Genomic DNA, 26593 nt, shown 5'->3' with positions numbered 1-26593 from the left:
TAAGAGCTGCCGGGCCGGTGCCGTCAGGTGCTGGTGGTCATGGCCGGCCGGTGGAGACAGCAGGTCACGGGCCTCTTGTTCCCGTGTGGCGGCGCCAGGATTCGAACCTGGGAAGGCTGAGCCGGCAGATTTACAGTCTGCTCCCTTTGGCCGCTCGGGCACACCGCCGGGGTTGTGCTGCCGTTCGCACCCGCTTTCGGCGGTGCTCCCCGGCAACGACGTAAACAATACCCGATGCGCAGGGGTGCTTCGCCACCCGATTGATCGCCGCGTCCCGGCCCGCGGGGTGGCTAGGCTGGTGCGGATGCGGCCCGGTGCCCACCGGGCCCGGTGGCCGCCGCCGCGCACGCCGGCACGCATCCGACACGCACCCCGATACAAGGAGCCACAGGACATGGCCGACTCCAGTTTCGACATCGTCTCGAAGGTCGAGCGGCAGGAGGTCGACAACGCCCTCAACCAGGCCGCCAAGGAGATCTCGCAGCGCTACGACTTCAAGGGCGTGGGCGCCTCGATCGCGTGGTCGGGTGACAAGATCCTGATGGAGGCGAACTCCGAGGACCGGGTGAAGGCCGTCCTCGACGTCTTCCAGTCCAAGCTGGTCAAGCGCGGCATCTCCCTGAAGGCGCTGGACGCGGGCGAGCCGCAGCTCTCCGGCAAGGAGTACAAGATCTTCGCGTCGATCGAGGAGGGCATCTCCCAGGACAACGCGAAGAAGGTGGCGAAGATCATCCGCGACGAGGGCCCCAAGGGCGTGAAGGCGCAGGTCCAGGGGGAAGAGCTGCGGGTCAGCTCCAAGAGCCGCGACGACCTCCAGACCGTGATCGCCCTCCTGAAGGGCAAGGACTTCGACTTCGCGCTCCAGTTCGTGAACTACCGGTAGGCCGGGGACGACGAAGCGAGAAGGGCGGGCGCCCGGGGGCGCCCGCCCTTCTCGTGCTGCCGTGCCGTGCTCAGTCCCGTGAGTTGCCGAACAGCAGGCGGTAGACGATCAGCAGCACCAGGGAGCCGCCGATGGCCGCCGCCCAGGTGGGGCCGTCGTAGAAGTGCTTGCTGATCGGGTGGTCGAGCCAGCGGGAGGAGATCCAGCCGCCGATGAAGGCGCCCGCGATGCCGATGAGGGTCGTACCGATGAAGCCGCCGGGGTCGCGGCCCGGCAGCAGAACCTTGGCGATGGCTCCGGCCAGCAGTCCGAGGATGATCCAACCGATGATGCTCATGCCGTGAACCTGCCCTTCCGCGCTGTGTCCGCACGGTCCGGCCCCCGGGTTCGTGCCGAGGACCGCCGCGCGTCGCGCGGGTGTTCGTGCCGTGTCGGTGAAGAGGACGTCACGGGACCGCCCGGCGGTTGCCGCGATCAGTAGGGTGCGGCGCATGACACGTACCGGGACCGGTCTGCGCCGCACCCTGGGCGTGCGGGACGCCGTGGTGGTGGGGCTCGGCGCCATGGTCGGCGCCGGTGTCTTCTCGGCTCTGGGGCCCGCCGCGCGGGCGGCCGGCCCGGGGCTGCTGCCCGGACTGGCCGTGGCCGCCGTGGTGGCCTACTGCAACGCCACGTCCTCGGCCCGGCTCGCCGCCCGCCATCCGGCGTCGGGCGGGACGTACGTGTACGGCCGGGAGCGGCTGGGCGCCTTCTGGGGGTATCTCGCCGGCTGGGCGTTCGTGGTCGGCAAGACCGCCTCCTGTGCGGCCATGGCGCTCACCGTGGGGGTGTACGTCTGGCCGGGACAGGCGCACGTGGTGGCGGTCGCGGCCGTGGTGGCCCTGACGGCCGTGAACTACGGCGGTGTCCAGAAGTCGGCGTGGCTGACGCGGATGATCGTGGCGGTCGTGCTCGCCGTGCTCGCGGCCGTGATCGTCGTGTGTCTCACCTCCGGCCGGGCCGACGCCGGCCGGCTGGCCGTCGGTCCGCCGTCGGGGGCCGGCGGGCTGCTCCAGGCGGCCGGGCTGCTGTTCTTCGCGTTCGCCGGATACGCGCGGATCGCCACCCTCGGGGAAGAGGTGCGCGATCCGGCGCGCACGATCCCGCGGGCGGTCCCGACGGCCCTCGGGATCGCACTGGCCGTGTACGCGTGCGTGGCCGTCGCGGTGCTCGCCGTCCTCGGGGCGGACCGGCTCGGGCAAGCGGCGGCGCCGCTGGCCGACGCGGTGCGGGCGGCCGGGGTGCCTGGGCTCGTCCCGGTGGTGCGGGCCGGGGCGGCGCTCGCCGCGCTGGGCTCGCTGCTGTCGCTGATCCTCGGCGTGTCCCGTACGACGCTCGCCATGGCCCGGGACGGGCACCTGCCGGGCGCGCTGGCCGCCGTGCACCCGCGTTTCGGGGTGCCGCACCGGGCGGAGGCGGCCGTGGGCGCGGTGGTGGCCTTGCTGGCCGCGACGGTGGACGTGCGCGGCGCGATCGGCTTCTCGTCCTTCGGCGTGCTGGCCTACTACGCCGTCGCCAACGCCTCGGCCTGGACGCTGAGCCGGGCCCCGCTGTCGCGCGTGGTGCCGGCGGCGGGTCTGCTCGGCTGCGCGCTGCTGGCGTGCGCGCTGCCCGTGGCGTCGGTGGCCGTGGGCGCCGGGGTGCTCCTGGCGGGCGTGGCGGCCTACGGCGTACGGCGGCGGTGGGCGGGCGGGCACGGGCTGTGACGCGCCGTCAGGGCGCCCGGCAGGCGGCGCTGTCAGCGGGTCAGCGAGGTCAGCGGGGTCAGCGGGCCGCGAACGGTTCGTCGGTGCGGACGATGTCGCGGCCCAGCGGCAGCAGGGAGACCGGGATCAGCTTGAAGTTGGCGATGCCGAACGGGATGCCGATGACGGTGACGCACAGGGCGATCCCGGTGGCGATGTGAGCGAGTGCCAGCCACCAGCCGGCCAGGACCAGCCACAGGATGTTGCCGACGCAGGAGGGGGCGCCCGCGTCGCGGCGCTCGACCGTGGTGTACCCGAACGGCCACAGGGCGTAGACGCCGATGCGGAACGCGGCGACGCCGAAGGGGATGCCGATGACCGTGACGCACAGCAGGACACCGGCGAGCGCGTAGGCGAGGAACAGCCAGAAGCCGCTCAGGACGAGCCAGATGACGTTCAGGATGGTTTTCACTGACGGCCTGCCAACTTCTCGAGCCGGGCGATGCGCTCCGCCATCGGGGGATGCGTGGAGAACATCTTGGACAGCCCCTGGCCCGGGCGGAACGGGTTGGCGATCATCATGTGGCTCGCCGTCTCGATCCGGGGCTCGGGAGGCAGCGGAAGCTGCTGGGTTCCGGTCTCCAGCTTGCGCAGGGCACGGGCGAGGGCGAGCGGGTCACCGGTCAGCTGGGCGCCCGAGGCGTCCGCCTCGTACTCCCGGGAGCGGCTGACGGCCAGCTGGATCAGGGTGGCGGCGAGCGGGCCGAGGATCATGATCAGGAGCATGCCGAGCAGGCCGGGACCGTCGTCGTCGTCCGACCGGCCGATCGGGATCAGCCAGGCGAAGTTGACCAGGAACATGATCACCGAGGCGAGGGCGCCGGCGACCGAGGAGATGAGGATGTCCCGGTTGTAGACGTGGCTGAGTTCGTGGCCGATGACGCCGCGCAGTTCGCGTTCGTCGAGCAGGCGCAGGATGCCGTCGGTGCAGCACACGGCCGCGTTGCGCGGGTTGCGGCCGGTCGCGAAGGCGTTGGGGGCTTCCGTCGGCGAGATGTACAGCCGGGGCATGGGCTGGCGGGCCTGCGTGGACAGCTCGCGCACCATGCGGTACAGCGCCGGGGCCTCGAACTCGCTGACCGGGCGGGCCCGCATCGCGCGCAGCGCCAGCTTGTCGCTGTTCCAGTACGCGTACGCGTTCGTACCCAGGGCGACGAGGACCGCGGCGATCAGTCCGGCGCGTCCGAAGAAGCTGCCGATGACGATGATGAGTGCGGACAGTCCGCCGAGGAGTACGGCGGTCCTGAGCCCGTTGTGCCGGCGGTGCACGGTGCGCCCTCCAAGTCGTACAGCTGGGGAACACTCTGATCCAGTGGACCCTCCCGCTGGTGACAACGCCAGGCGGCTCTCGCGAGTTCCCCGGTGCCTGCGGTGGCGCGCGTCGGCCGTACGGGTGGCGGGCCGGTACGGCGTGGCGCGCGCGAGGCCGCATGAGTGCCCCGCGCGCGCGTGGCGACTCCTCAGAAAAGTCCGGTGGCCGCGAAACGGAGGACCAGTTGCGGTGCTCCGGACAGGACGACGCCGAGCACTCCGGTGAGGGCGAGGGCGGCCGTGAGGGGGGCCGGGACGCGGTGCCGGGCGGGCTCGCCCTCGGGGGCGCGGAACAGCAGGGCCGTCCACTGGAGGTAGTAGAAGAGGGCGATGACGACGTTGACGGCCATGACGACGGCGAGCCAGCCGAGACCCGCGTCGACGGCCGTCGAGACCACGGTGACCTTGGCGAACAGGCCGATGACGCCCGGCGGGAGGCCGGCCAGGCACAGCAGGAAGAAGGCCAGGAGCAGCGCGGTGAGCGGGTTGGTGGCGTACAGGCCCCGGTAGTCGCTGATCCGGTTCAGCGGGCGGCCGCGGCCCACCAGGGCGGCCACCGCGAAGGCGCCGAGGTTCACGGCGGCGTACATCAGGGCGTACGCGACCGTGGAGCCGATCGCCTTCTCGGCGTCCCGGGTGTATCCGGCGGCGGCGATCGGCACCAGCAGGTAGCCGGCCTGGCCGACGGAGGACCAGGCGAGCAGCCGTACGGCGCTGTACGCGCGCGTGGCCTGCTGGCGCAGGGCGGCGACGTTGCCGACGGTCATGGTGAGGGCGGCCAGGACGGCCAGCGCGGGTCCCCAGACGTCGGCGTACGACGGGAACGCGACGACGGTGACGAGGATGAGGCCGGAGAAGCCGACCGCCTTGCCGACGACCGACAGGTAGGCGGCGACGGGCAGCGGGGCGCCCACGTAGGTGTCGGGCACCCAGAAGTGGAAGGGGACGGCGGCCGTCTTGAAGGCGAAGCCGACGAGGGTGAGGACGACGCCGGTTCGGGCGAGGGTGTGCAGCTGCCCGTCGACATGCGGCAGCCCCTGGGCGATCCGGGTGAGGTAGAGGCTGCCGGTGGAGGCGTAGACGAAGCTGACGCCCATCAGGCTGACCGCGGTGGCGGTGACCGAGGACAGGAAGAACTTCAGGGCGGCCTCGGAGGACCGCTTGTCGCCGTGCCGGATGCCCACGAGGGCGAAGGCGGGCAGGGAGGCGACCTCCAGGGCGACGATCAGGGTCGCGAGGTCGCGGGAGGCGGGCAGCAGGGCGGCGCCGGCGGCGGACGACAGCAGCAGGAACCAGAACTCGCCCGGCGGGACGCGCCGGCGCTCGTCGTCCAGGTGGGTGACGGACAGCAGGGCGGCGAGCAGGGCGCCGCCGAGGACGAGGAACTGGATGACGAGGGTGAAGTGGTCGGCGGTGTAGCTGCACGCGCGCGCGTGGCCGTCCGTGCAGAAGGTGCTGCGGTCGCCGTCCAGGAGGGGCAGGAGCAGCAGGGCCGCCGCGACGAGACCCCCGACGGCCACCCAGCCGAGGACGGCCTTGCGGGGCTCGGGCAGGAACAGGTCGGCGACGAGGACGACGAGGGCGACGGCCGCGGTGACGACGGGCGGGGCCACGGCGAGCCAGTCGACGGACTGGATCACCGACTGGGCCAGCGGCTGGGCCAGGGCGCTCATCGGGTGCCTCCTGCGAGGAGCTGCTGCACGGCCGGGTCGGTGAGGCCGAGCAGGGCCCTCGGCCACAGTCCGGCGACGACGGTGAGGGTGACGAGCGGGGTCCAGGCGGCGAACTCGTACCCGTGGACGTCGGCGAGGCGCGGGACTTCCCGCTCGGCGCCGCCCATGCAGACGCGGCGGACCACGATCAGCATGTACGCGGCGGTGAGCAGCGTGCCGAACGCGCCGATCGCCATGAAGGTGAGGAAGGCCGGCCGGCTGAGGCCGGCGGCGGGCCGGAACGACCCGAACAGCGCGAGCATCTCGCCCCAGAACCCGGCGAGGCCGGGCAGGCCGAGCGAGGCGACCGCGCCGAAGGCCAGCAGACCGCCCAGCCGCGGTGCCCTGCCGTACAGCGCGCCACCGGTGCCCTGGGCGAGGGTGCCGAGGTCGGTGGTGCCGGTGCGGTCCTTCACCCCGCCGACCAGGAAGAACAGCAGGCCGGTGATGAGGCCGTGGGCGATGTTGGCGAACAGGGCGCCGTTCACTCCGGTCGGGGTCATGGTGGCGATGCCGAGCAGGACGAAGCCCATGTGGCCGACGGAGGAGTAGGCGATGAGGCGCTTGAGGTCGCCTCTCGCGCCCCGCCGGGCGAGGGCCAGGCAGGCCAGGGATCCGTAGATGATCCCGACGACGGCGAACGCGGCGAGGTACGGCGCGAAGGTGTGGAAGCCGTGCGGGGCCACCGGCAGGAGAATCCGGACGAACCCGTACGTACCCATCTTCAGCAGGACTCCGGCCAGCAGGACGGAGCCGACGGTCGGCGCGGCGGTGTGGGCGTCGGGCAGCCAGCTGTGCAGCGGCCACATCGGCGTCTTCACCGCCAGCCCGATCCCGATCGCCAGAACGGCGATGACCTGCACGGACGCGGTCAGCGACCGGCCGTTGTCAGTGGCGAGTGCCACCATGTCGAATGTGCCCGCCTTGATACCGATCAGGAGCAGGCCGAGCAGCATGACCACGGAACCGAGCAGCGTGAACAGGATGAACTTCCACGCGGCACGGGTCCGGCCCTCGCCGCCCCAGCGGGCGATGAGGAAGTACATCGGGACGAGCACCGTCTCGAACGCGAGGAAGAACAGCAGCAGGTCGAGGACGGCGAAGGTCGCGAGAGTGCCGGACTCGAGCAGGAGCAGCAGCGCCACGTACGCCTTCGGGGACGGGCCCGTCGGCGGCTTGAAGTAGGAGTACAGCGCGCAGAGGAAGGTCAGCAGCGCGGTCAGGACCAGGAGGGGGAGCGAGATGCCGTCGGTGCCGAGGTGGATCCGCACGTCGAGCGCGGGGATCCAGCTGATGTCGGTCGTGGCCTGCATCTTCGACGGGTGGTCGTGGTCGAAGCCGAGCGCGAGGACGACCGCGGCGACGAGGATCACGCCGGTGACGGTCACGCCGTGCCGGAGCACGGCCTGCTCGGGTGACTTCCCCTTCAGTCCGGGCGGGGCCGGGAGGAGGGCGGCGACGGCGCCGAGGAGCGGGCCGGCGACGACGAATGCCAGAAGGAACTGCATCACGGACTCGTTGATATCGATCACGGCTGCTCAGGCTCCCGAGGCGACGAGGAGGACGGCGACCGTCAGGACGACGGTGCCGGCGAGCAGCGCGCTCACATAGGTCTGCACATTGCCCGTCTGGGCGCGCCGCACGGCGGACCCGAGAAGCCGGGGCAGGGCGGCGGCGCCGCGTACGTAGGTGTCGACGACCTCGCGGTCGAGGAACCGGACGAGACGCGCCCCGGCCTGGACCGGGCGGACGAACAGCGCCGCGTACACGGCGTCCAGGTGGAAGCCGTCGGCCGCGTGCCGGTGCAGCGGGCCGAGCAGCAGCCGCCCGGGGTCGGCCGGGTCCGGGGCGTGGGCGATGTCGCCGTAGGCCGGTTCGTGGGTGGCGATGGCCTCGGCCTCGACCAGCCCGGCGTCGCCCCCGGGATGGGCGGCGACGGCGCCCATCGGGGTGCGGGCGGCGAGCGCGGCGGTGCGCTGCCAGGCGCCGTAGGTGAGCAGCCCGCCCACCAGCGCCAGACCGGTGCCGAGGATGGAGGTGAGGAGGGTCGGGGTGAGGTCGCGGCCGTCGAACCAGTCGGGCAGCGCCCGGTAGGCGAGCCCGCCGAAGGCGAGGGAGGGGATGGCGAGGACCCACAGCACCACGGTCATGGCCAGGGGCTGGCGGCCGTGGTCGGGGGCCTCGGCGCCCCGGCCGCGGAAGGCCAGCAGCCACAGCCGGGTGGCGTAGGCCGCGGTCAGCAGGGCGGTGACCAGGCCGGCGACGAGCACGATCCAGCCGGCGGCGCCGGGGGCGGGCCCGGTGTGGCCCGACGTCACCTGCTCGGCGGCGCCGAGGACGGACTCCTTGGAGAAGAAGCCGCTGAAGGGCGGGATCGCGGCGAGCGCGAGCAGCGCCACGGTCATCGTCCAGTAGGCGTCCGGGACACGGTCGCGCAGGCCGTGCATGCGGGACATGGCGGCGAGCGAGTTGGTGCCGGCGGCGTGGATGATCACGCCGGCCGCGAGGAACAGCAGCGCCTTGAAGGCGCCGTGCGCGAGGAGGTGGAAGACGGCGGCACCGCGGTCGCCGACGGCGAGGGCGCCGGTCATGTAGCCGAGCTGGCCGATCGTCGAGTAGGCGAGGACGCGTTTGATGTCGTCCTGGGCGAGCGCGGCGAGACCGGAGCCGGTCATCGTGACGGCGGCCATGACGGCGAGGACCACCATCGCGGCCTGCGAGGCCTCGAAGACGGGGAGGAGACGGGCGACGAAGTAGACACCGGCGGCGACCATCGTCGCGGCGTGGATCAGCGCCGAGACGGGTGTCGGGCCCGCCATCGCGTCCGGCAGCCAGGTGTGCAGCGGGAACTGTGCCGACTTGCCCGCCACGCCGGCGAGCAGCAGCAGCGCGATCACGGTCGGATGGTCCAGGCCCCCGCTCGCGACGGTGCCGAGGACGCGGGTGATGCGGAACGATCCGGCGTCGGTGGCCAGCGCGAACAGGCCGATCAGGAACGGCACGTCACCGAGCTTGGTGACCACGAACGCCTTCAGGGAGGCGGCTCGGGCCTCGGGGGTCTCCCAGTAGTGGCCCACCAGGAAGTAGGAACAGATGCCCATGACCTCCCAGCCGACCAGCAGCACGATCAGGTCGCCGGAGTAGACGACCAGGAGCATCGCGGAGGTGAACAGGGAGACCAGAGCGGCGTACGAGGGGTAGCGGGGGTCGTCGCGCAGATAGCCCGTCGAGTACGTCTGCACACAGGCCGCGACGAACGCGACCAGGACGGCGACGAGTGCGGCGAAGCCGTCGATGTGCAGGGCCAGCTCGATGGGGACGGATCCGGTGGGCGTCAGTTCGGTGTGGGCGTCGACGGCCGTCCCGCCGCCCTGGCGCACGGCCACCAGCGCGGCCAGCACGAGGGAGGCCAGCGGTGGCAGCACCGCGAGCGGGCGGACGAAGCCGGGGGCGGTGCGGCCGAGCAGCAGGCCGGCCGCGGCACCCAGGAACGGCAGGAGGGGGACGAGGACGGCGAGGGTGGTCGTGGTCACGCGGTGGCCTCAGCCTTCTCGCCCGCCGGGCCGCCGGGGCCCTCGGTGCCGGGGCCTTCCGTCTCGGGGCCCTCGGCGGTGTCGCGGAGCTTGTCGATGTCGGAGGTGCCGCGGTTGCGGTACACGGCCAGCACGATCGCCAGGCCGATACCGATCTCGGCGGCGGCGATCGCGACGGTGAACAGGGTCAGCGCCTGGCCGGAGTGCAGCGTGTCCCGCGCGGTCCGGCTGAGCCAGACGTCGAAGGCGACCAGGTTGAGGTTGACGGCGTTGAGCATCAGCTCGACCGACATCAGCACCAGGATGGCGTTGCGGCGGGCGAGGACGCCGTAGAGGCCGGTGCAGAAGAGGAGGGCGGAGAGCACGGCGGGGTAGGCGAGGTGCATCAGCGGGCGCCTTCCTTGCCGGGGGCCACGGGGGCGGCGGTCGCGTTCCCGGGGGCCTCAGGTGCCGCGGACGCGTTCCCGGGGGCGGCGGGTGTGGGCGACGCGTTCCCGGGGGCGGCAGGCGTGGCGGGCTCGTCCGCGTCCGCCTTGCGGGAGAGGACGATCGCGCCGACCAGGGCCGCGAGGAGCAGCACGGACAGGGCCTCGAAGGGCAGCACCCAGTGCCGGAACAGGCTGGAGCCGGTGACCCGGGTGGTTCCGGCGGCCGGGCCGTCCAGATCGATCCAGGTCGTGCGGAAGGCGTCCACGACGACCCACACCAGGGCGACGGCGGCGGTCACCGCCACGGCCAGGGCGGCCCAGCGGTTGCCGGAGTCCGCGTCCGGGGAGCGTCCGATGGGGGCCCGGGTGAGCATCAGGCCGAACAGGAGGAGGACGACGACGGAACCGACGTAGATCAGGACCTGCACCCAGGCGATGAACTCGGCCGTGAGCAGCAGGTACTCAACGGCCAGGCCGCCGAGCGCGACCACCAGCCACAGGGCGGCGTGCACCAGCTGCCGGGTGGTGACGGTGACGAACGCGGCGCCCAGGGTGACCAGGCCGACGAGCAGGAAGGCGATCTCGACACCGGCCGGGGACAGGAAGCCGTGCCCGGCCGCGGCGAGGTGCGCGCCCGGGCCGGCCGCGGCGAGGGACCTGGTTGCGGCGAGGCTCACGACGCACCTCCCTGCGGCTGCTCCGGTGCGGCCTGCGCGGCGGCCAGTTTCTCGGCGGTCCTGCGGGCGGCGGCGATCTCCTTGGGCTCCTCCGCGCCGGGGTCCAGGGCGGGCGGGGCCGGGACGGTCCACATCCACTCGCGGAGCTTGTCGCGCTCGTGGGTGAGGTCACGGATGTCGGTCTCGGCGTACTCGAACTCCGGGGACCAGAACAGCGCGTCGAAAGGACACACCTCGATGCAGATACCGCAGTACATGCACAGGGCGAAGTCGATCGCGAACCGGTCGAGGACGTTGCGGCTGCGCTCACGGCCGCCGGGGGCGGCCGGCGGGACCGTCTCCTTGTGGGAGTCGATGTAGATGCACCAGTCCGGGCACTCGCGGGCGCACAGCATGCAGACCGTGCAGTTCTCCTCGAACAGGCCGATCACCCCGCGGGTGCGGGGCGGCAGCTCGGGCAGGGCGTCCGGGTACTGCTCGGTGACCGTCTTCCTGGTCATCGTGCGCAGGGTGACGGCCAGGCCCTTGGCGAGGCCGGAGCCGGGGATGGGGGCCATGGTTAGCCGATCACCACCTTGACGACGCCGGTGAGGGCGATCTGGGCGAGGGAGAGGGGGACGAGGAGGGTCCAGGAGAGCTTCTGGAGCTGGTCCTCTCGCAGCCGCGGGTAGGTGACGCGGAGCCAGATGACCAGGAAGGCCAGGACCGCGGTCTTCAGCAGCGTCCAGACCCAGCCGAGGCCGTCGGTGCCCCAGGGGCCGTGCCAGCCGCCCAGGAAGAGCACGGTCGTCAGACCGCACAGGACGACGATGCCGGCGTACTCGGCGAGCAGGAACAGGGCGAAGCGCAGACCGGTGTACTCGGTGTACGCGCCGAAGATGATCTCCGAGTCGGCGATGGGCATGTCGAACGGCGGGCGTTGCAGCTCGGCGAGCCCGGCGACGAAGAAGACGACCGCGCCGACGATCTGCCAGGGCACCCACCACCAGTGGAACGAGTGCAGGATCCCCGGCAGGGAGACCGTGCCGGCCGCCATCGCGACCGAGGCCGCCGCCAGCAGCATCGGCAGTTCGTAGGCGAGCAGTTGGGCGGCCGTGCGCAGGCCGCCGAGCAGGGAGAACTTGTTCGCGCTGGCCCAGCCGGCCATCAGCGAGCCGAGCACGCCGACGCCCATCACCGCGAGCACGAAGAAGACGCCCGCGTCCAGGACCTGGCCGACGGCGCCCTCGCCCGGGCCGATGGGGATGGCGAGCAGCACGAGGAGGTACGGCAGCAGGGACACGGCCGGGGCGAGCTGGAAGACGCGGCGGTCGGCGCCCGCCGGGACCACGTCCTCTTTCTGCGCGAACTTCACTCCGTCGGCGACCAGCTGGGCCCAGCCGTGGAAGCCGCCCGCGTACATCGGGCCGAGGCGGCCCTGCATGTGGGCCATCACCTTGTGTTCGGTCTGGCCGATGATCAGCGGGAAGGTGAGGAAGACGACGAAGACGACCAGAAGTCGCAGGGCGACGTCCGACGCGCCGTTCACTGCGGGCCTCCTGCGGGGTGGTCGGGGGTGCGCGGGTCCGGGTTTGGGTTCGGGTCCGGGCTCGGGTCCGGGTCCGGTTCTGGGTCGCGGGGGGTTTCCGGGTCGTTCGACGTGTTCGGGTCGTCCGACGTGTTCGGGTCGTCCGACGTACTCGGGTCGTCCGGGGTGTTCGGGTCGGCCGGGTCGTCCGGGGTGTTCGGGTGCTGGGGCTCTTCGGCGGGCGGCTCCGGCTGCGGCTGCGGCTGCGGCTGCGGCTGCGGTTCCGGCTGCGGGTGCGGCTGCGGTCCAGGAGTCCGGGCGGGCCCGGCGGCCTGTCCGGGTTCGTCGAACGCCGGACGGGCGTGGTGCCAGGGCGCGTCCGAGCTGCGCGGGGCCGCGCTCCGGCCGGCGGGGCGTGCGGCGGCGTCCGGTTCCGTCGGCGCCGGCTCGGTGGCCGCGGGTTCCGTCGGCTCGGAGCGGGCCGGTTCGGGGGTCTGCGCACGCTGGGTGGCCGAGCCCTGTGAGGCGCTGCGTGTGCGGCGCGGCCGTGCGGACGGCGGCGCCGGACCGGGCTCGTACGCCACCGAGGCCTCGGCGGCCGGACCTTCCGCCGGGCTCTCGGCCGCCGCGCGGGTGGCGTCGCCCTGGGCCGCGGCCTGCTTGCGCGTGGCCGCGTCCCCGGTCTGCGCCGCCTGTGCCGACTCCTCGCCCCCCGCGACCTGGCCGGTCCCCGGGGCCTGGCCGGCCGATCCCTCCGACGCCGAGCGGGTGCGCCGGGGCGGGCGTTCGCCTGCGGCGCGGGCCGGGCGTTCCGTCGCCGCGCGGCCCGCCGTCCGGGCGGGGCGGGCCGGGGCAGGGGGGAGCTGGCCCTTGAGGGGGCCCCACTCGTTCGGGTCGGGGACGCCCGGGGGCAGCATCTGGCGCCGCTTGGGTCCGCCGTGTTCGGACTCGCCGGGTTCCTTCGCGCCGGGCCAGGCCTTGGCGACGCGGGCGGCGAGGACGAAGTCCTTGCGGAGCGGGTGGCCCTCGAAGTTCTCGGGGAGCAGCAGGTGGCCGAGGTCCGGGTGGCCCTCGAAGACGACCCCGAACATCTCGTGGGTCTCGCGCTCGTGCCAGGCGGCGCCCGCGTAGACGCCGATCGCGGAGGGGAGGGCCGGGGCGTCGTGCGGGACCGTCGTGCGCACGAGGAGACGGCGGACCGGGTTCAGGGCGACGACGTGGGCGGCGACGCGGAAGCCCGTGCCCGGTTCGTCGACCGCGCTGAGCCAGTCGAAGTAGGTGCACGACAGGGTCGTACGGGCCGTCTCCAGGGCGGTGAGCCAGGAGGACGGCGGTACGTCCACGGTCAGGAGGCCGTAGGACTCCTCGGCCGTGGCGTCCGTGCCGAAGAGTTCCCCGGCGGGGGCGGGCAGCCAGCCGGCCGTGCTCATCGGGCTTCCCCCTCCGGGGCCGGGACCGGGGGCCGGACCAGGTCGCTCTGGAGCGCGGCGGCCGACGGCCGGGCGGGCCCGGTGCCGTACCGCTCCCCCAGCGACTCGCGGGCGATCTTCTCCTGGAGCTTGAGGATGCCCTGGAGCAGCGCCTCGGGGCGCGGCGGGCAGCCGGGGACGTACACGTCCACCGGAATGATCTGGTCGACGCCCTTGGTGACGGAGTAGGAGTCCCAGTAGGGGCCGCCGCAGTTGGAGCAGGCGCCGAAGGAGATGACGTACTTCGGCTCGGGCATCTGCTCGTACAGGCGCTTGACGGCGGGGGCCATCTTGTCCGTGACCGTGCCGGAGACGACCATCAGGTCGGCCTGGCGGGGGCCCGGCGCGAAGGGGATGACGCCGAGGCGGATGAAGTCGTGGCGGGCCATCGACGCGGCGATGAACTCGATCGCGCAGCAGGCGAGGCCGAAGTTGAAGACCCAGAGCGAGTAGCGGCGGCCCCAGTTCAGGACGACCTTCATCGGTTCGGGGGCGAGCCGGGCGAGTGTGCCGAGCCGCTTCGGCTCCGGCAGCGGCACGGGCTCCGGGACAGCCGGGTTCACGTCCATGTCAGGACGCCCTTCTTGTATGCGTACAGCAGGCCCACGGCGAGGAAGCCGAGGAAGACGAACATCTCCACGAGGGTCGCCGCGCCGTAGCCGGGGGCGGCGAAGACCGTCGCCCAGGGGAACAGGAAGACCGAGTCGACCGCGAAGATCACGTAGAGGAAGGCGTAGACGTAGTAGCGGACCTGGGTGTGGGCCCAGCCCTCGCCGACGGGGTCGACGCCGCACTCGTAGGTCAGGAGTTTCTCCGGTGTCGGCACGACCGGGCGCAGCAGGCGGCCGGCGCCGAAGGCGGCCGCGACGAACAGCACGCCGACGAGGGCGAGCAGTCCGACCACCGAGTAGGACCGGAAGTAGCCGGCCGCGACGACGTTCGCCGCGGCGGTCGTCGAGTGCCCCAACGTCTCCCGCACGTCCGTCCCTCGCTCCCTGACCTCATGACCTGAGTGAACTCTGTGATGCAACGTGATTCGAGGATCTGTACGCACGGGAGTCTAGGCCCTGATAAAGAACCGGTAAGCAGCCCGTCACGCCGTGGGACGGGCGGAGCCCGGCGGGGTGGGGTTTTCCCCCGGCGGCGGAGGGCGGCGTACCGCATGGCGGAAGCGGCGCCGCGCACGGCAGGCTGACCACCATGACCGCTCCCAGCCCCGCCGCCGGCCGGACCGACGGCACGCACGGCACCGACGGCACCCACGGACGTGACGGACACGACGGCCTCGGCCTGCTGCCTCCGCCCCGGCCCGCCTACGACGCGCACACCTGGAAGGAGATCGCGTATCTCCTGTTGAACCTGCCGGTGGCGGTGTTCGGGTTCGCGTACGCGGTCACGGTGCTGGTGGCCGGCGGCACCCTCAGCCTCACCGTGATCGGCCTCCCGCTGCTCGCGCTCTGCCTGCTGGGCGCCCGGCAGCTGGGCAAGCTGGAGCGGGCCCGGGCCCGGAAACTGCTCGGGGTGCGGGTGGAGGAGCCGACCCCGCTGCCGCTCTCCAGGGGCGGGGGGCCGGTGCAGCGGCTGTGGCTGGCGCTGAAGGACCCGGTGGGCTGGCGGACGCTGCTGTACGACGCGATCCGGCTGCCCTGGGGTGTCGTCACCTTCTGCACCGTGCTGATCTCGCTGTTCGTGCTGTGGCCGGTGCTGCCGTATCTGGCGCGGCTCCTCGCCAACGCCGACCGGGCGATGGTGCGCGGGCTGCTGTCGCCGTCGGACGAGCTGGAGCGCCGGATCGCCGAACTGGAGTCCGACCGCGGGATCGTCGTCGACGCGGCGGCGGCCGACCTGCGCCGGATCGAGCGGGACCTGCACGACGGTGCCCAGGCGCGGCTGGTCAATCTGGCCATGGGGCTCGGCCTGGCCAAGGAGAAGCTGCTGGAGGACCCCGACACGGCGGCCTCGATGGTGGCGGAGGCGCACGGCGAGGTGAAGCTGGCCCTTCAGGAGCTGCGTGACCTGGCCCGCGGCATCCACCCGGCCGTGCTCACCGACCGCGGCCTGGACGCCGCCCTGTCCTCGGTCGCCTCCCGCTGCACGGTGCCGGTGACGGTGACCGTGGACCTGGTGGGCCGGCCCGCGGCCGCCATCGAGGGCATCGCCTACTTCACCGTCTCCGAGCTGCTCCAGAACATCAGCAAGCACAGCCGGGCCCGGACCGCCTCCGTGGATGTGTGGCGCGCCGACGACCGGCTGCTCGTCCAGGTCCGCGACGACGGCCGGGGCGGCGCCCGGCCGGACGCCGGCAGCGGCATGCGTGGTCTGGCGGACCGGCTCGGCGCGGTGGACGGCCTGTTCGTCGTCGACTCGCCGGACGGTGGCCCGACGGTGGTCACCGCGGAGCTGCCGTGGCGCGACCGGCAGGAGTAGCCGGCGGCACCGCGGCGCACACGCGTGCGGGGCGGCCGGGCCTCCGACGGCCGCCCCGCACGGTCACGCGCGCGTGCGGCCCGGCCGCGCGACCGGCCACGCACGCGTGCGGCCCCTGTCGGGCGCTGGCCACGCGCGGGCGGGAGCGACCATCACGCGTGCGCCACGCGAACACGGCCGCCTCCCGCGCCGTCCCGCCCGGCGCCCGCCCTGGGCACACGGGGCACCGGGCCGCCGGGCCCCGACCGGATCCGCCGGGCCCCCGGACCCCGGGTCCAACCGGGCCCCGGGGCCCGCCGGTCCCCCCGACCCCTGGCCCCCCGCGTCCACCGGACTTCCCCCCGGCCACCGGGACCCCTGGCCCCCGGGGCCTCGGCCCCCGGGTTCGCTGGACCGCCCGACCGCCCGGACCCCCGACACCACCGCCGGCCCCCTGGGGCCCAGGGACCCCTGGCACTCCCCCGGGTCCACCGCACCCCGGACCCCCGGGTCCACCGCCCGGCCCGCCGGTCCCCCCGGGGCCAACCGGACCCGGGGCCCCCGGGTCGCCGGACCCCCCGACCCCCGAACCCCCGGGTCCACCACCGGGCCCCCGGGCCCCCGCACACCCGAACCCCCGGCCGCCGGGACCCCTGACCCCGGGGCCTCGGACCCCCCGGCCGCCGGGACCCCTGACCCCGGGCCTCGGACCCCGGGTCCGCTGGACCGCCCGACCGCCCGGACCCCCGACACCACCGCCGGCCCCCCGGGTCCGCTGGCCCCCCGGCTCGCCGGTCCCCGGGTCCAGCCGGGCCCCGGGCCCCCTGGGCCGCCGGACCCCCGCACCCCCGAACCCCCGCGTCCACCGGCCGCCCGGGCCCCTGGCCCCCGGGGGCCTCGGACCCCAGGTCCACTGCCCCCCCGACCACCCGGCCCCCCGGGTCCACCACCGGGCCCCGGAGCCCGCGGGATCACCGCACCCCCCGCACCCCCCGCACCCCCCGAACCCCCAGGTCCACGCCCGGCCCCCGGCGCTTCCCGGCCCCCCGACCCGGCCCCCCGGCGCTCCTCGGTTCCCCTGGGCCCGTCGGGAGGGTGGGGAAAACCCCCCGGTCGAGACGCCGACGGACGCCATGGCCCGGGGGCCCGGGGCGGGCGACCCTGGTGGGGCGGCTGACGTGCCGCTCGGACGAGGAGAACGGGACGGCATCGATGGCCACGCAGTACGGGCGGGTGTACGGACGGGGTTACGGGCAGGGACGCCGGGCCGGAGGCCGGTACCGGCTGCCCGCCGCGCTGCGGGCGCCCGTCGAGGGGCGCGCCTGGCGTGAGCTGGGCTACGTGCTGCTGAGCCTGCCGGTGTCCCTGGTGCTGTTCACCTGGACGGTGACGACGGTGGCCCTCGGCGCGGGCCTGCTGGTCACCTTCCTCGGCATCCCGGTGCTGGCGGCGGCGCTCGCGGGCTGCCGGGGCTTCGCCGTGCTGGAGCGGGCGCGGGCGCGGGCGCTGCTCGGCCTGGACGTGGCCGGCCCGGAGCCGCTGCGGATGCGCAAGCCGGGCGCGGCGGCCTGGATGGGGGCGGTCCTCAAGAGCGGCACCTCCTGGCGGAACGCGCTGTACGCGCTGGTGCAGCTGCCGTGGGCGGTGTTCACCTTCTCGGTGGCGGTCGCCTTCTGGACGCTCGGCTGGGCCCTGCTGACCTACCCGCTGTGGTTCTGGGCGTTCCCGGCGTACGCCGGCCAGGGCGGCCTCCAGCTGTACGGCGACGCCCACCACCGCATCTACCTCGACAACCCGTTCGAGATCACGGTGACCGCGCTGGTCGGGATGGTGTTCACGCTGGTGACGCCGTGGCTCGTCCGGGCACTGACGACGGTGGACGGGCTGCTCGTGCGCGGGCTGCTCGGGCCGTCGCCGCTGTCGGCACGGGTGGTGGAGCTGGAGTCGGACCGCGGGACCGTGGTCGACGCGGCCGCCGCCGACCTGCGGCGCATCGAGCGTGATCTGCACGACGGTGCCCAGGCGCGGCTGGTCGGCCTGGCCATGGATCTGGGGCTGGCGAAGGAGAAGCTGCGGGAGGACCCGCGGGCGGCGGCGCGGATGGTGGAGGAGGCGCACGGCGAGGTGAAGACGGCCCTTCAGGAGCTGCGTGACCTGGCCCGCGGCATCCACCCGGCCGTGCTCACCGACCGCGGCCTGGACGCGGCCCTGTCCTCGGTCGCCTCCCGCTGCACGGTGCCGGTCACCGTGGACGTCGACCTGCCGGCCCGGCCCGCGGCCGCCATCGAGGGCATCGCCTACTTCACCGTCTCCGAGCTGCTCCAGAACATCAGCAAGCACAGCCGGGCCCGGACCGCCTCCGTGGACGTGTGGCGCGCCGACGACCGGCTGCTGGTGCAGGTGACCGACGACGGTGTCGGCGGCGCCGGTCCCGCCGGCGGTTCGGGACTGGCCGGGCTCGCCGCGCGCCTGGACGCGGTGGACGGCGTCCTCGTGATCGACTCCCCCGCCGGCGGCCCCACCCGGGTGATCGCGGAACTGCCCTGGCGGCCCTGAGGACGGACGCCGGGCCGGGTATTCGCCGAGGACGGCGGCGGTCCGGCACGAATGCTGGAATGCTGGACCTCCGTAGGACGTCACGGACGCACGTCACCGCCCGGTACCGCGGCGGGCGTGGTCGCCGGATCGGGCTGTGGGGGGCCGAAAGATCGTGGAGAACAGAGTGCGGGTGGTCATCGCCGAGGACTCAGTGCTGCTCAGAGAGGGCCTGACCCGGTTGCTGACCGACCGCGGGCACGAGGTCGTGGCCGGTGTCGGGGACGCGGACGCGCTGGTGAAGACCGTCTCCGCGCTGGACGAGCAGGGGCAGCTGCCCGACGTGGTCGTGGCCGACGTGCGGATGCCGCCGACCCACACCGACGAGGGGGTCCGGGCGGCCGTACTGCTGCGCCGGCTGCACCCGGGGCTCGGGGTGCTGGTGCTGTCGCAGTACGTGGAGGAGCGTTACGCCACCGAGCTGCTGGCCGGATCCAGCCGTGGCGTGGGCTATCTGCTGAAGGACCGGGTCGCGGACGTACGGGAGTTCGTGGACGCGGTGGTGCGGGTCGCCGAGGGCGGCACGGCGCTGGACCCCGAGGTGGTGGCGCAGCTGCTCGGCCGCAGCCGCAAGCAGGACGTGCTGGTGGGGCTGACCCCGCGGGAGCGGGAGGTGCTCGGGCTGATGGCGGAGGGGCGGACGAACTCGGCGATCGCCCGGCAGCTGGTGGTCAGCGACGGGGCCGTGGAGAAGCACGTCAGCAACATCTTCCTGAAGCTCGGCCTGACCCCGAGCGTCGGGGACCACCGTCGGGTTCTGGCCGTTCTCACGTACCTGAACTCCTGACCGGACGGCCCGGCGTCAGCACCGCGTCAGCGTGCCGTCAGTGCGCCCGGCTTCCGTTGGGGGCGGGCACCGGAGGGAGCCCCGGAACGGGAACCCCGCGGACGCGCGGCCGGGTGAAAGGTCCGGGAGAGAACCGGGAACGCGCGGAGAGTGCCTGGCCGGCGGCCCGGTGACGGGGGACATGATGTGCCTCAGCGCGACAGGCCGTCTCGAAATGTCGACCGATCCACGGAAGACCTCGGGAAGGCGACCCTAACCGACGTAGGGTTGATCCGGGATGGTCCGTGGGACGACCGCGCCCCGGACAGCCGCCTCGAAGGAGGTCCAGTTCAGTGACCAGCCAGGTCAGCAGCCCAGCGGAGCAGGCCGACGACGGATCCGTCATGGGAGAGCAGCGCAAACCGGGCGGCGCCAAGGACGTGCGGCGCCTGGACCGAGTGATCATCCGGTTCGCGGGGGACTCGGGTGACGGCATGCAGCTCACCGGTGACCGGTTCACCTCGGAGACCGCCACCTTCGGCAACGACCTCTCCACCCTGCCGAACTTCCCCGCCGAGATCCGCGCACCCGCCGGCACCCTGCCGGGTGTCTCGTCCTTCCAGCTGCACTTCGCCGACCACGACATCCTCACTCCCGGAGACGCGCCGAACGTTCTGGTCGCGATGAACCCGGCCGCCCTGAAGGCCAACATCGGCGACCTCCCGCGCGGGGCCGAGATCATCGTCAACACCGACGAGTTCACCAAGCGGGCCCTGCAGAAGGTCGGTTATGCCGCCTCTCCGCTGGAGGACGGCTCGCTCGACGGCTACAGCCTCCACCCGGTGCCGCTGACCACGCTCACGGTCGAGGCGCTGAAGGAGTTCGACCTCTCCCGCAAGGAGGCCGAGCGCAGCAAGAACATGTTCGCGCTGGGCCTGCTCAGCTGGATGTACCACCGGCCCACCGAGGGCACGGAGACGTTCCTGCGGAGCAAGTTCGCGAAGAAGCCGGAGATCGCCGCCGCCAACATCGCCGCGTTCCGGGCGGGCTGGAACTTCGGCGAGACGACGGAGGACTTCGCGGTCTCCTACGAGGTCGCCCCGGCCGCCCGGGCGTTCCCGGTGGGCACCTACCGGAACATCTCCGGGAACCTCGCCCTGGCCTACGGCCTGATCACCGCGTCGCGGCAGGCGGATCTGCCCCTGTTCCTGGGGTCGTACCCGATCACGCCGGCCTCGGACATCCTGCACGAGCTGAGCCGGCACAAGAACTTCGGCGTGCGCACCTTCCAGGCCGAGGACGAGATCGCGGGCATCGGCGCGGCCCTGGGCGCGGCGTTCGGCGGTTCGCTGGCGGTGACGACGACGTCGGGGCCGGGTGTGGCGCTGAAGTCGGAGACGATCGGTCTCGCGGTGTCGCTGGAGCTGCCGCTGCTGGTCGTCGACATCCAGCGCGGCGGCCCGTCCACCGGCCTGCCGACCAAGACCGAGCAGGCCGACCTGTTGCAGGCGATGTACGGCCGCAACGGCGAGGCGCCGGTGCCGGTGGTCGCGCCGAGGACTCCGGCCGACTGCTTCGACGCGGCCGTGGAGGCGGCCCGGATCGCGCTGACGTACCGCACGCCGGTGATGCTGCTGTCGGACGGCTACCTGGCCAACGGTTCCGAGCCGTGGCGCATCCCCGAGGTGGACGAGCTGCCCGACCTGCGGGTGCGGTTCGCCTCCGGCCCGAACCACATGCTGGAGGACGGCACGGAGGTCTTCTGGCCCTACAAGCGGGACCCGCACACCCTGGCCCGGCCCTGGGCGGTGCCGGGCACCGAGGGCCTGGAGCACCGGATCGGCGGCATCGAGAAGCAGGACGGCACGGGCAACATCTCCTACGACCCGGCCAACCACGACTTCATGGTCCGCACCCGGCAGGCCAAGATCGACGGCATCGACGTCCCGGACGTGGAGGTCGACGACCCGCACGGCGCCCGGACCCTGGTCCTGGGCTGGGGTTCCACCTACGGGCCGATCACGGCGGCGGTACGGCGGCTGCGGGCGGCCGGCGAGCCGATCGCGCAGGCCCATCTGCGCCACCTCAACCCCTTCCCCCGCAACCTCGGCACGGTCCTGAAGAGCTACGACAAGGTCGTGATCCCCGAGATGAACCTCGGGCAGCTCGCCACTCTCGTCCGGGCGAAGTACCTGGTCGACGCCCACTCCTACAACCAGGTCAACGGCATGCCGTTCAAGGCGCAACAGCTCGCCGCGGCACTGAAGGAGGCCATCGATGACTGACGGCGCCCACGGGCTGCTGCACCTGGTCCCCCGGGCCGAGGCCAAGCAGTCGATGAAGGACTTCAAGTCGGACCAGGAGGTGCGCTGGTGCCCGGGCTGCGGCGACTACGCGATCCTCGCGGCCGTGCAGGGCTTCATGCCGGAGCTGGGCCTGGCGCGCGAGAACATCGTCTTCGTCTCCGGCATCGGCTGCTCCTCCCGCTTCCCGTACTACCTGAACACCTACGGGATGCACTCCATCCACGGCCGTGCCCCGGCCATCGCCACCGGCCTGGCCACCTCGCGCCGCGACCTGAGCGTCTGGGTCGTCACCGGTGACGGCGACGCGCTGTCCATCGGCGGCAACCATCTGATCCACGCCCTGCGCCGCAACGTCAACCTGAAGATCCTGCTGTTCAACAACCGGATCTACGGCCTCACCAAGGGCCAGTACTCGCCGACCTCCGAGGTCGGCAAGGTCACCAAGTCCACGCCGATGGGCTCGCTCGACGCCCCCTTCAACCCTGTCTCCCTCGCCATCGGCGCGGAGGCGTCGTTCGTGGCGCGCACGATCGACTCCGACCGCAAGCACCTCACCGAGGTGCTCCGGCAGGCCGCCGCCCACCCGGGCACGGCCCTGATCGAGATCTACCAGAACTGCAACATCTTCAACGACGGCGCCTTCGACGCCCTGAAGGACAAGCAGCAGGCCGAGGAGGCGCTGATCCGCCTGGAGCACGGGCAGCCGATCCGCTTCGGCGCCGACGGGGCGAGAGGCGTCGTACGGGACCCGCGGACCGGTGATCTCAAGGTGGTGGCGGTGACCGAGGACAACGAGGCGGACATCCTGGTGCACGACGCCCACGCCGCGTCGCCCACCACGGCCTTCGCCCTGTCCCGGCTGGCCGACCCGGACACCCTGCACCACACCCCGGTCGGCGTGTTCCGGTCCGTCGAACGGCCCGTCTACGACACCCAGATGGCCGACCAGCTCGACACGGCCGTCGAACAGCACGGCAAGGGCGACCTGAGCGCCCTGCTCGCCGGCGGGGACACCTGGACGGTCGTCGGCTGACCCGTCCGCCGGTTCACGAGGCCCGGGGCGGGATGCCCCGGGCCTCTTCGTTCGCGCGGCGGCGCTCGTCGTAGGCCCGGCGGGCCCGCTCCACCTCGTCGATGCGGTGCCGCGTCCAGCCGGCGAGGGCGCTCACCTGTTCCGCCGCCTCGCGGCCGAGGCCGGTGAGCGAGTAGTCGACGCGGGGCGGGATGACCGGCTTGGCGTCGCGGTGCACCAGGCCGTCGCGTTCCAGGGTCTGGAGGGTCTGGGTGAGCATCTTCTCGCTGACGTCCCGGCCGCCGTCACGGCTGACCGTCCGGCGCAGCTCACCGAAGCGGTACGGCCGTTCGAGGAGTGCGATGAGGACGAGGACGCCCCAGCGGCTGGTGACGTGCTCCAGGACGAGCCGGTAGGGGCAGAGCGCCTCGGTGTCCACGGCCCGCCTGGTTACTGTCATGCCAGTACCTTACTTCAAAGTGGGTACTTTCCATTTGTTAGCGCCACTCCTACGGTGAGTGTCACCAAGCCATCCCCCGAGAAGCCCCAGGAGTGCTGAACCATGAGCATCATCGTCACCGGAGCCACCGGACAGCTCGGCCGTCACGTCGTGGAGCAGCTGCTGGAGAAGGTGCCGGCGGAACAGATCACCGCCGTCGTGCGCGACGAGGCGAAGGGTGCCGGCTTCGCGGCCCGGGGCGTGCGCCTGGCCGTCGCCGACTACAACACGCCGGAGACCTTCGACGGCCTGTTCGCCGCCGGTGACAAGGTCCTGCTGATCTCCGGCAACGAGTTCGACAAGGACCGGGTGCGCCAGCACGGTGTGGTCATCGGCGCCGCCGCGGCCGCCGGGGTGGCGCTGCTCGCCTACACCAGCGCCCCGGGCACCCTGACGGCCGCGCTGGCCGACGACCACCGGGCCACCGAGGAGGTGCTGCTCGCCTCCGGCCTGCCCTACAGCCTGCTGCGCAACGGCTGGTACCACGAGAACTACACCGAGCACCTGGCCCCGGTCCTGGAGCACGGGGCGGTCGTGGCCGCCGCCGGTGACGGCCGGGTCTCCTCGGCCGCCCGCGCCGACTACGCCGCCGCCGCGGTCGCGGTGCTGACCGGCGAGGGACACGAGAACACGACGTACGAGCTGGGCGGCGACGAGGCGTGGAGCTTCGCCGAGTACGCGGCCGAGCTGAGCCGCCGGACCGGCCGGGAGATCGCCTACACCCCGGTCACCGTCGAGGCCCTCACCGGCATCCTGACCGGCGCCGGGCTGCCCGCGCCGGTGGCCGGGATCCTGGCCGGGGTGGACGCCTCGATCGAGAAGGGGGAGCTGGTCGTCTCCTCCGGCGATCTGTCCCGGCTCATCGGCCGGCCGGCCACCCCGCTCACCGCGGCCGTCGCCGCCGCGCTCCAGGGCTGACCCCGGCATTCCCCGGACTGTCATGACCGTATGGCGATACGGGCATGACATCCGGAGGTGTCCGGCGCTACCTTTTTTCTCGCGCGCGTACGCCGGGTTGCGCGGGCGGAAGGAGGGGACGTGGCCGGGACGTCCGAGGGTGAGCACCGCACAGGCCTGCTGAACGGCTTCGCCGCCTACGGCATGTGGGGGCTGGTCCCCCTGTTCTGGCCCCTGCTCAAGCCGGCCGGGGCCGCGGAGATCCTGGCCCACCGCATGGTGTGGTCCCTCGCGTTCGTGGCCGTCGCGCTGCTCTTCGTCCGCCGCTGGGCCTGGGCCGGCGAGCTGCTGCGCCGCCCGCGGCAGCTCGGCCTCATCACCGTGGCGGCCGCCGTCATCACCGTGAACTGGGGCGTCTACATCTGGGCGGTGAACGCCGGCCACGTCGTGGAGGCCTCGCTCGGCTACTTCATCAACCCGCTGGTCACCATCGCGATAGGCGTGCTCGTCCTCAAGGAACGGCTGCGGCCCGTGCAGTGGGCCGCGGTCGCGGTCGGCCTGACCGCCGTCGTCGTCCTGACCGTCGGCTACGGCCATCCGCCGTGGATCTCCCTCTGCCTCGCCTTCTCCTTCGCCGCCTACGGGCTGGTGAAGAAGAAGGTCGGCCTCGGCGGCGTCGAGTCGCTGGCCGCCGAGACCGCGATCCAGTTCGTCCCGGCGCTCGGCTATCTGCTGTGGCTGACCACGCGCGGCGAGTGCACCTTCGTGACCGGGGGGACGGGCCACGCCGCCCTGCTCGCCTCGACCGGCGTCGTCACCGCACTCCCCCTGGTCTGCTTCGGCGCGGCGGCGATCCGGGTGCCCCTGTCGACGCTGGGCCTGTTGCAGTACCTCGCCCCCGTCTTCCAGTTCCTGCTCGGCGTCGTCTACTTCCACGAGGCCATGCCGGCCGAGCGGTGGGCCGGGTTCGCGCTGGTCTGGCTGGCACTGATCCTGCTCACGGGCGACGCGCTGCGCACCGCGCGGCGGACGGCACGGTTCGCCGTACCGGCACCGGCCGGCGCCACGGCCCCGGGACCGGCCGGCGCCGCGCCACCGGGACGGCCCGAGGCCACGGCTCCCGCGTCGGCCCCGGGGCCGACTCCGGGGCCGGCTCCGGCGTCGACTCCCGCTGACGTCTGACCGGCGCGGAACGGATCCCTCCGCCGCGGGTCCGGTTATAAGTGGGAGCCATGACCACACAGGCGCCCGCCCCGCTGCACTGGAAGCTCGTCATCGACGCGGCCGACCCGCATACCCAGGCCGACTTCTGGGCCGCCGCGCTGCACTACACGGCCGAGGACAACAGCGCCCTCATCGAACAGCTGCTGTCCCTGGGCGCGCTGTCCGGCGAGGCCACCGTCGAGTACCACGGCCGCCTCGCCTTCCGGGACCTGATCGCCGTACGGCATCCCGACGACCCGTACGACCCGCGGACCGGCACCGGGCTCGGGCGGCGGCTGCTGTTCCAGCGCGTGCCGGAGCCGAAGACCGGAAAGAACCGGCTCCACCTCGACCTGCACCCCGGCCCGGACCGGCGCGCGGAGGAGCTGTCACGGCTGGAGGCACTGGGCGCACGGCTGCTGCGGGAGGTGGCGGAGCCCTCCGGCCGGTGGACGGTGATGGCCGACCCGGAGGACAACGAGTTCTGCGTCCACTAGGGCTTTCTATCCTGATCAGTCCGGATCAGGCCGGATCAGCCGGATCGGGAAGACCGGGGTCACGGCCGGGCGGCGCGGGCCGCGCGGTCGGACAGGCGGACCATACGGGCGCGGGCGGACTCCAGGGGGCGCGGATCGTCGGCGGCGGGGCCCGGCTCGGCGCTGAGGTCCGTCCACAGGTCGATCAGGTCGCGGCCCAGCCGCAGGCCCTCCTCGGGGTCGCGCACCGCGCGCCAGGCGGTCGCCGCGCTCTGCACGTTGCCGTAGGCGGCCTCCCCGTCCCGTGCCTGGCGGCGCAGCCGGGCGAGGTCCAGGGACAGTTGGAAGGCACGGACCGGGTCGCCCCCCAGGTAGGCGATGTAGGCGGACAGTTCCCGCAGGTGCAGCACCTCGGCGTGCCGGGGGCCGAGCACGGCGGTGGCCTCGGCGAGCGTGCGGTCGGCCAGTTCCGCCGCCGCGTCGATACGGCCCGCCCGTACGGCCTCGTTGATGCGGGTCATCGGCTCGGTGAGCAGCTCGGCGCCCTCGGCGGTCTCGGTCAGGGGGCCGTCCCCGAGCACCTCCTCGGCGACGGCGTCGAACCCGCGGGCCGGGGTGTGGGCGACGGCCTCCCGCGACACGGCGAGGACGGCCTCCGGCGGTATGGCGGCGACGGCCCGCGCCGGTACGGCGGTGGCGGTCCCGCCCCCCGCACGGACGGCGTTGGCGGCGGCTGCCTCCGTACGGACGGCGGTGGCGGCGGCCGGGGGTACGGCGGTGGCGGTCCTCGTCGGTGTGCCCGCGCCCGGTCCAGGTGGCGCCGGCACCCGGACCGGCTCCCCCGTCGTCCGGCTGGAGCCGTCCGTCGCGACCTCCAGGGGCACCACCCAGCCCGTGCGGTCGTCGCGGACCGTGGCGCGTACGGAGGCGCCGACGCTGATGGCCAGACGCTGGAGATGGTTCAGGACGGCCTGCTGGATCTCCTCACCCGGTGCCGCCACGACCGGGGCCCCGTCCACCGACGCGTCCCCCGTGCCGAACACCTCGACGGACACCGCCGCCGGGTGCGCCACGGGCTGAAGCGCCCGCTTCTTCTCGAAGCTGACTCGAGCCATCGGTTTGCCCCTCA

General features: G+C 73.3%; 25 protein-coding genes and 1 tRNA gene. 10 read left to right on the top strand and 16 right to left on the bottom strand.

Features of this window, described 5'->3' with window-relative positions; translation table 11 throughout:
* Positions 1-86 precede the first annotated feature (86 nt).
* A tRNA-Tyr gene (locus ABZ117_RS25275) sits at positions 87-168 on the bottom strand.
* A gap of 226 nt (positions 169-394) precedes the next feature.
* Here ABZ117_RS25275 and ABZ117_RS25270 point away from each other — a divergent pair.
* Positions 395-883, top strand: a complete 489-nt coding sequence (locus tag ABZ117_RS25270) for a YajQ family cyclic di-GMP-binding protein (protein ID WP_163010702.1) — start codon at positions 395-397, stop codon at positions 881-883.
* A 70-nt stretch (positions 884-953) separates the two neighbouring features.
* Here ABZ117_RS25270 and ABZ117_RS25265 read toward each other — a convergent pair whose 3' ends face one another.
* A complete protein-coding gene (locus ABZ117_RS25265; protein ID WP_356824061.1) occupies positions 954-1220 on the bottom strand; it encodes a GlsB/YeaQ/YmgE family stress response membrane protein in 267 nt (88 codons plus the stop codon).
* Between the two features lie 154 nt (positions 1221-1374).
* Between ABZ117_RS25265 and ABZ117_RS25260 the strand changes: the two genes are divergently transcribed.
* Entirely contained in the window at positions 1375-2628 is a 1254-nt protein-coding gene (locus ABZ117_RS25260; RefSeq protein ID WP_356824060.1) for an amino acid permease, read from the top strand.
* Between the two features lie 58 nt (positions 2629-2686).
* Here ABZ117_RS25260 and ABZ117_RS25255 read toward each other — a convergent pair whose 3' ends face one another.
* The 12 genes from ABZ117_RS25255 to ABZ117_RS25200 form a co-directional block, all read right to left on the bottom strand.
* A complete protein-coding gene (locus ABZ117_RS25255; RefSeq protein WP_356824059.1) occupies positions 2687-3079 on the bottom strand; it encodes a YccF domain-containing protein in 393 nt (130 codons plus the stop codon).
* The gene (gene htpX / locus ABZ117_RS25250) at positions 3076-3936 is read right to left on the bottom strand and encodes a zinc metalloprotease HtpX (protein WP_356824058.1); all 861 of its coding nucleotides are present in this window, start codon (positions 3934-3936) and stop codon (positions 3076-3078) included. Before htpX ends, ABZ117_RS25255 begins: the two co-directional genes overlap by 4 nt.
* Positions 3937-4127: 191 nt before the next feature.
* Positions 4128-5651, bottom strand: a complete 1524-nt coding sequence (locus ABZ117_RS25245; RefSeq protein ID WP_356824057.1) for an NADH-quinone oxidoreductase subunit N — start codon at positions 5649-5651, stop codon at positions 4128-4130.
* Positions 5648-7222, bottom strand: a complete 1575-nt coding sequence (locus tag ABZ117_RS25240; RefSeq protein WP_356824056.1) for an NADH-quinone oxidoreductase subunit M — start codon at positions 7220-7222, stop codon at positions 5648-5650. The genes ABZ117_RS25245 and ABZ117_RS25240 overlap by 4 nt, the downstream gene beginning before the upstream one ends.
* Positions 7223-7228: 6 nt before the next feature.
* A complete protein-coding gene (locus ABZ117_RS25235) occupies positions 7229-9223 on the bottom strand; it encodes an NADH-quinone oxidoreductase subunit L (protein WP_356824055.1) in 1995 nt (664 codons plus the stop codon).
* Entirely contained in the window at positions 9220-9609 is a 390-nt protein-coding gene (gene nuoK, locus ABZ117_RS25230; RefSeq protein ID WP_356824054.1) for an NADH-quinone oxidoreductase subunit NuoK, read from the bottom strand. Before nuoK ends, ABZ117_RS25235 begins: the two co-directional genes overlap by 4 nt.
* Positions 9609-10328 carry an NADH-quinone oxidoreductase subunit J gene (locus ABZ117_RS25225; protein WP_356824053.1) on the bottom strand — a complete coding sequence of 240 codons (720 nt, stop codon included), beginning with the start codon at positions 10326-10328 and terminating at the stop codon, positions 9609-9611. Before ABZ117_RS25225 ends, nuoK begins: the two co-directional genes overlap by 1 nt.
* Positions 10325-10885: an NADH-quinone oxidoreductase subunit I gene (locus tag ABZ117_RS25220; protein WP_356824052.1), complete on the bottom strand. Its 561-nt coding sequence runs from the start codon at positions 10883-10885 to the stop codon at positions 10325-10327. Before ABZ117_RS25220 ends, ABZ117_RS25225 begins: the two co-directional genes overlap by 4 nt.
* Before the next feature lie 2 nt (positions 10886-10887).
* A complete protein-coding gene (locus tag ABZ117_RS25215) occupies positions 10888-11856 on the bottom strand; it encodes a complex I subunit 1 family protein (protein ID WP_356824051.1) in 969 nt (322 codons plus the stop codon).
* On the bottom strand, positions 11853-13265 hold the full coding sequence (locus tag ABZ117_RS25210; RefSeq protein ID WP_356824050.1) for an NADH-quinone oxidoreductase subunit C: 1413 nt from the start codon (positions 13263-13265) through the stop codon (positions 11853-11855). The genes ABZ117_RS25215 and ABZ117_RS25210 overlap by 4 nt, the downstream gene beginning before the upstream one ends.
* Positions 13262-13873: an NADH-quinone oxidoreductase subunit B family protein gene (locus tag ABZ117_RS25205; RefSeq protein ID WP_356824049.1), complete on the bottom strand. Its 612-nt coding sequence runs from the start codon at positions 13871-13873 to the stop codon at positions 13262-13264. Before ABZ117_RS25205 ends, ABZ117_RS25210 begins: the two co-directional genes overlap by 4 nt.
* Positions 13864-14283, bottom strand: a complete 420-nt coding sequence (locus ABZ117_RS25200) for an NADH-quinone oxidoreductase subunit A (protein ID WP_356824048.1) — start codon at positions 14281-14283, stop codon at positions 13864-13866. The genes ABZ117_RS25205 and ABZ117_RS25200 overlap by 10 nt, the downstream gene beginning before the upstream one ends.
* Positions 14284-14504: 221 nt before the next feature.
* Between ABZ117_RS25200 and ABZ117_RS25195 the strand changes: the two genes are divergently transcribed.
* The 5 genes from ABZ117_RS25195 (at position 14505) to ABZ117_RS25175 (ending at position 22410) form a co-directional block, all read left to right on the top strand.
* Positions 14505-15731, top strand: coding sequence for a sensor domain-containing protein (locus ABZ117_RS25195; protein WP_356824047.1), 1227 nt, complete (start codon positions 14505-14507; stop codon positions 15729-15731).
* Positions 15732-16922: 1191 nt separating this feature from the next.
* Positions 16923-18266 (top strand): sensor domain-containing protein, encoded by a 1344-nt coding sequence (locus ABZ117_RS25190; RefSeq protein WP_356824046.1) that lies wholly within the window; start codon positions 16923-16925, stop codon positions 18264-18266.
* A 154-nt stretch (positions 18267-18420) separates the two neighbouring features.
* Complete coding sequence (locus tag ABZ117_RS25185) at positions 18421-19092, top strand: response regulator transcription factor (RefSeq protein WP_356824045.1); 672 nt, start codon at positions 18421-18423, stop codon at positions 19090-19092.
* 332 nt (positions 19093-19424) lie between these two features.
* Positions 19425-21356, top strand: a complete 1932-nt coding sequence (locus ABZ117_RS25180; protein ID WP_356824044.1) for a 2-oxoacid:acceptor oxidoreductase subunit alpha — start codon at positions 19425-19427, stop codon at positions 21354-21356.
* Complete coding sequence (locus ABZ117_RS25175; protein ID WP_356824043.1) at positions 21349-22410, top strand: 2-oxoacid:ferredoxin oxidoreductase subunit beta; 1062 nt, start codon at positions 21349-21351, stop codon at positions 22408-22410. The genes ABZ117_RS25180 and ABZ117_RS25175 overlap by 8 nt, the downstream gene beginning before the upstream one ends.
* A 13-nt stretch (positions 22411-22423) precedes the next feature.
* On the opposite strand, the gene ABZ117_RS25170 is transcribed toward ABZ117_RS25175, so the two are convergent.
* Complete coding sequence (locus ABZ117_RS25170; protein WP_356824042.1) at positions 22424-22849, bottom strand: helix-turn-helix domain-containing protein; 426 nt, start codon at positions 22847-22849, stop codon at positions 22424-22426.
* Between the two features lie 102 nt (positions 22850-22951).
* On the opposite strand from ABZ117_RS25170, the gene ABZ117_RS25165 reads away from it, so the two are divergent.
* The 3 genes from ABZ117_RS25165 (at position 22952) to ABZ117_RS25155 (ending at position 25485) form a co-directional block, all read left to right on the top strand.
* Entirely contained in the window at positions 22952-23806 is an 855-nt protein-coding gene (locus ABZ117_RS25165) for an NAD(P)H-binding protein (protein WP_356824041.1), read from the top strand.
* A 120-nt stretch (positions 23807-23926) separates the two neighbouring features.
* Positions 23927-24967 (top strand): EamA family transporter RarD, encoded by a 1041-nt coding sequence (rarD, locus tag ABZ117_RS25160; protein ID WP_356824040.1) that lies wholly within the window; start codon positions 23927-23929, stop codon positions 24965-24967.
* Positions 24968-25017: 50 nt separating this feature from the next.
* Entirely contained in the window at positions 25018-25485 is a 468-nt protein-coding gene (locus ABZ117_RS25155) for a VOC family protein (protein ID WP_356824039.1), read from the top strand.
* Between the two features lie 59 nt (positions 25486-25544).
* Here ABZ117_RS25155 and ABZ117_RS25150 read toward each other — a convergent pair whose 3' ends face one another.
* Complete coding sequence (locus ABZ117_RS25150) at positions 25545-26579, bottom strand: hypothetical protein (protein ID WP_356824038.1); 1035 nt, start codon at positions 26577-26579, stop codon at positions 25545-25547.
* Between the last annotated feature and the right edge of the window lie 14 nt (positions 26580-26593).

The organism is Streptomyces sp. NPDC006309 (genome assembly GCF_040613095.1).
Lineage (GTDB): Bacteria > Actinomycetota > Actinomycetes > Streptomycetales > Streptomycetaceae > Streptomyces.
The sequence above is the reverse complement of the archived record's forward strand: the minus strand, read 5'-3'. Positions and strand labels throughout refer to the sequence as shown.

Bases quoted from the DNA above. Each gene is read 5' to 3' on its own strand.
- ABZ117_RS25270 (WP_163010702.1), top strand. From the start codon at position 395: ATGGCCGACTCCAGTTTCGACATCGTCTCGAAGGTCGAGCGGCAGGAG.
- ABZ117_RS25265 (WP_356824061.1), bottom strand. From the start codon at position 1,220: ATGAGCATCATCGGTTGGATCATCCTCGGACTGCTGGCCGGAGCCATC.
- ABZ117_RS25260 (WP_356824060.1), top strand. From the start codon at position 1,375: ATGACACGTACCGGGACCGGTCTGCGCCGCACCCTGGGCGTGCGGGAC.
- ABZ117_RS25245 (WP_356824057.1), bottom strand. From the start codon at position 5,651: ATGAGCGCCCTGGCCCAGCCGCTGGCCCAGTCGGTGATCCAGTCCGTC.
- nuoK (WP_356824054.1), bottom strand. From the start codon at position 9,609: ATGCACCTCGCCTACCCCGCCGTGCTCTCCGCCCTCCTCTTCTGCACC.
- ABZ117_RS25220 (WP_356824052.1), bottom strand. From the start codon at position 10,885: ATGGCCCCCATCCCCGGCTCCGGCCTCGCCAAGGGCCTGGCCGTCACC.
- ABZ117_RS25210 (WP_356824050.1), bottom strand. From the start codon at position 13,265: ATGAGCACGGCCGGCTGGCTGCCCGCCCCCGCCGGGGAACTCTTCGGC.
- ABZ117_RS25205 (WP_356824049.1), bottom strand. From the start codon at position 13,873: ATGGACGTGAACCCGGCTGTCCCGGAGCCCGTGCCGCTGCCGGAGCCG.
- ABZ117_RS25195 (WP_356824047.1), top strand. From the start codon at position 14,505: ATGACCGCTCCCAGCCCCGCCGCCGGCCGGACCGACGGCACGCACGGC.
- ABZ117_RS25190 (WP_356824046.1), top strand. From the start codon at position 16,923: ATGGCCACGCAGTACGGGCGGGTGTACGGACGGGGTTACGGGCAGGGA.
- ABZ117_RS25175 (WP_356824043.1), top strand. From the start codon at position 21,349: ATGACTGACGGCGCCCACGGGCTGCTGCACCTGGTCCCCCGGGCCGAG.
- ABZ117_RS25170 (WP_356824042.1), bottom strand. From the start codon at position 22,849: ATGACAGTAACCAGGCGGGCCGTGGACACCGAGGCGCTCTGCCCCTAC.
- ABZ117_RS25165 (WP_356824041.1), top strand. From the start codon at position 22,952: ATGAGCATCATCGTCACCGGAGCCACCGGACAGCTCGGCCGTCACGTC.
- ABZ117_RS25155 (WP_356824039.1), top strand. From the start codon at position 25,018: ATGACCACACAGGCGCCCGCCCCGCTGCACTGGAAGCTCGTCATCGAC.
- ABZ117_RS25150 (WP_356824038.1), bottom strand. From the start codon at position 26,579: ATGGCTCGAGTCAGCTTCGAGAAGAAGCGGGCGCTTCAGCCCGTGGCG.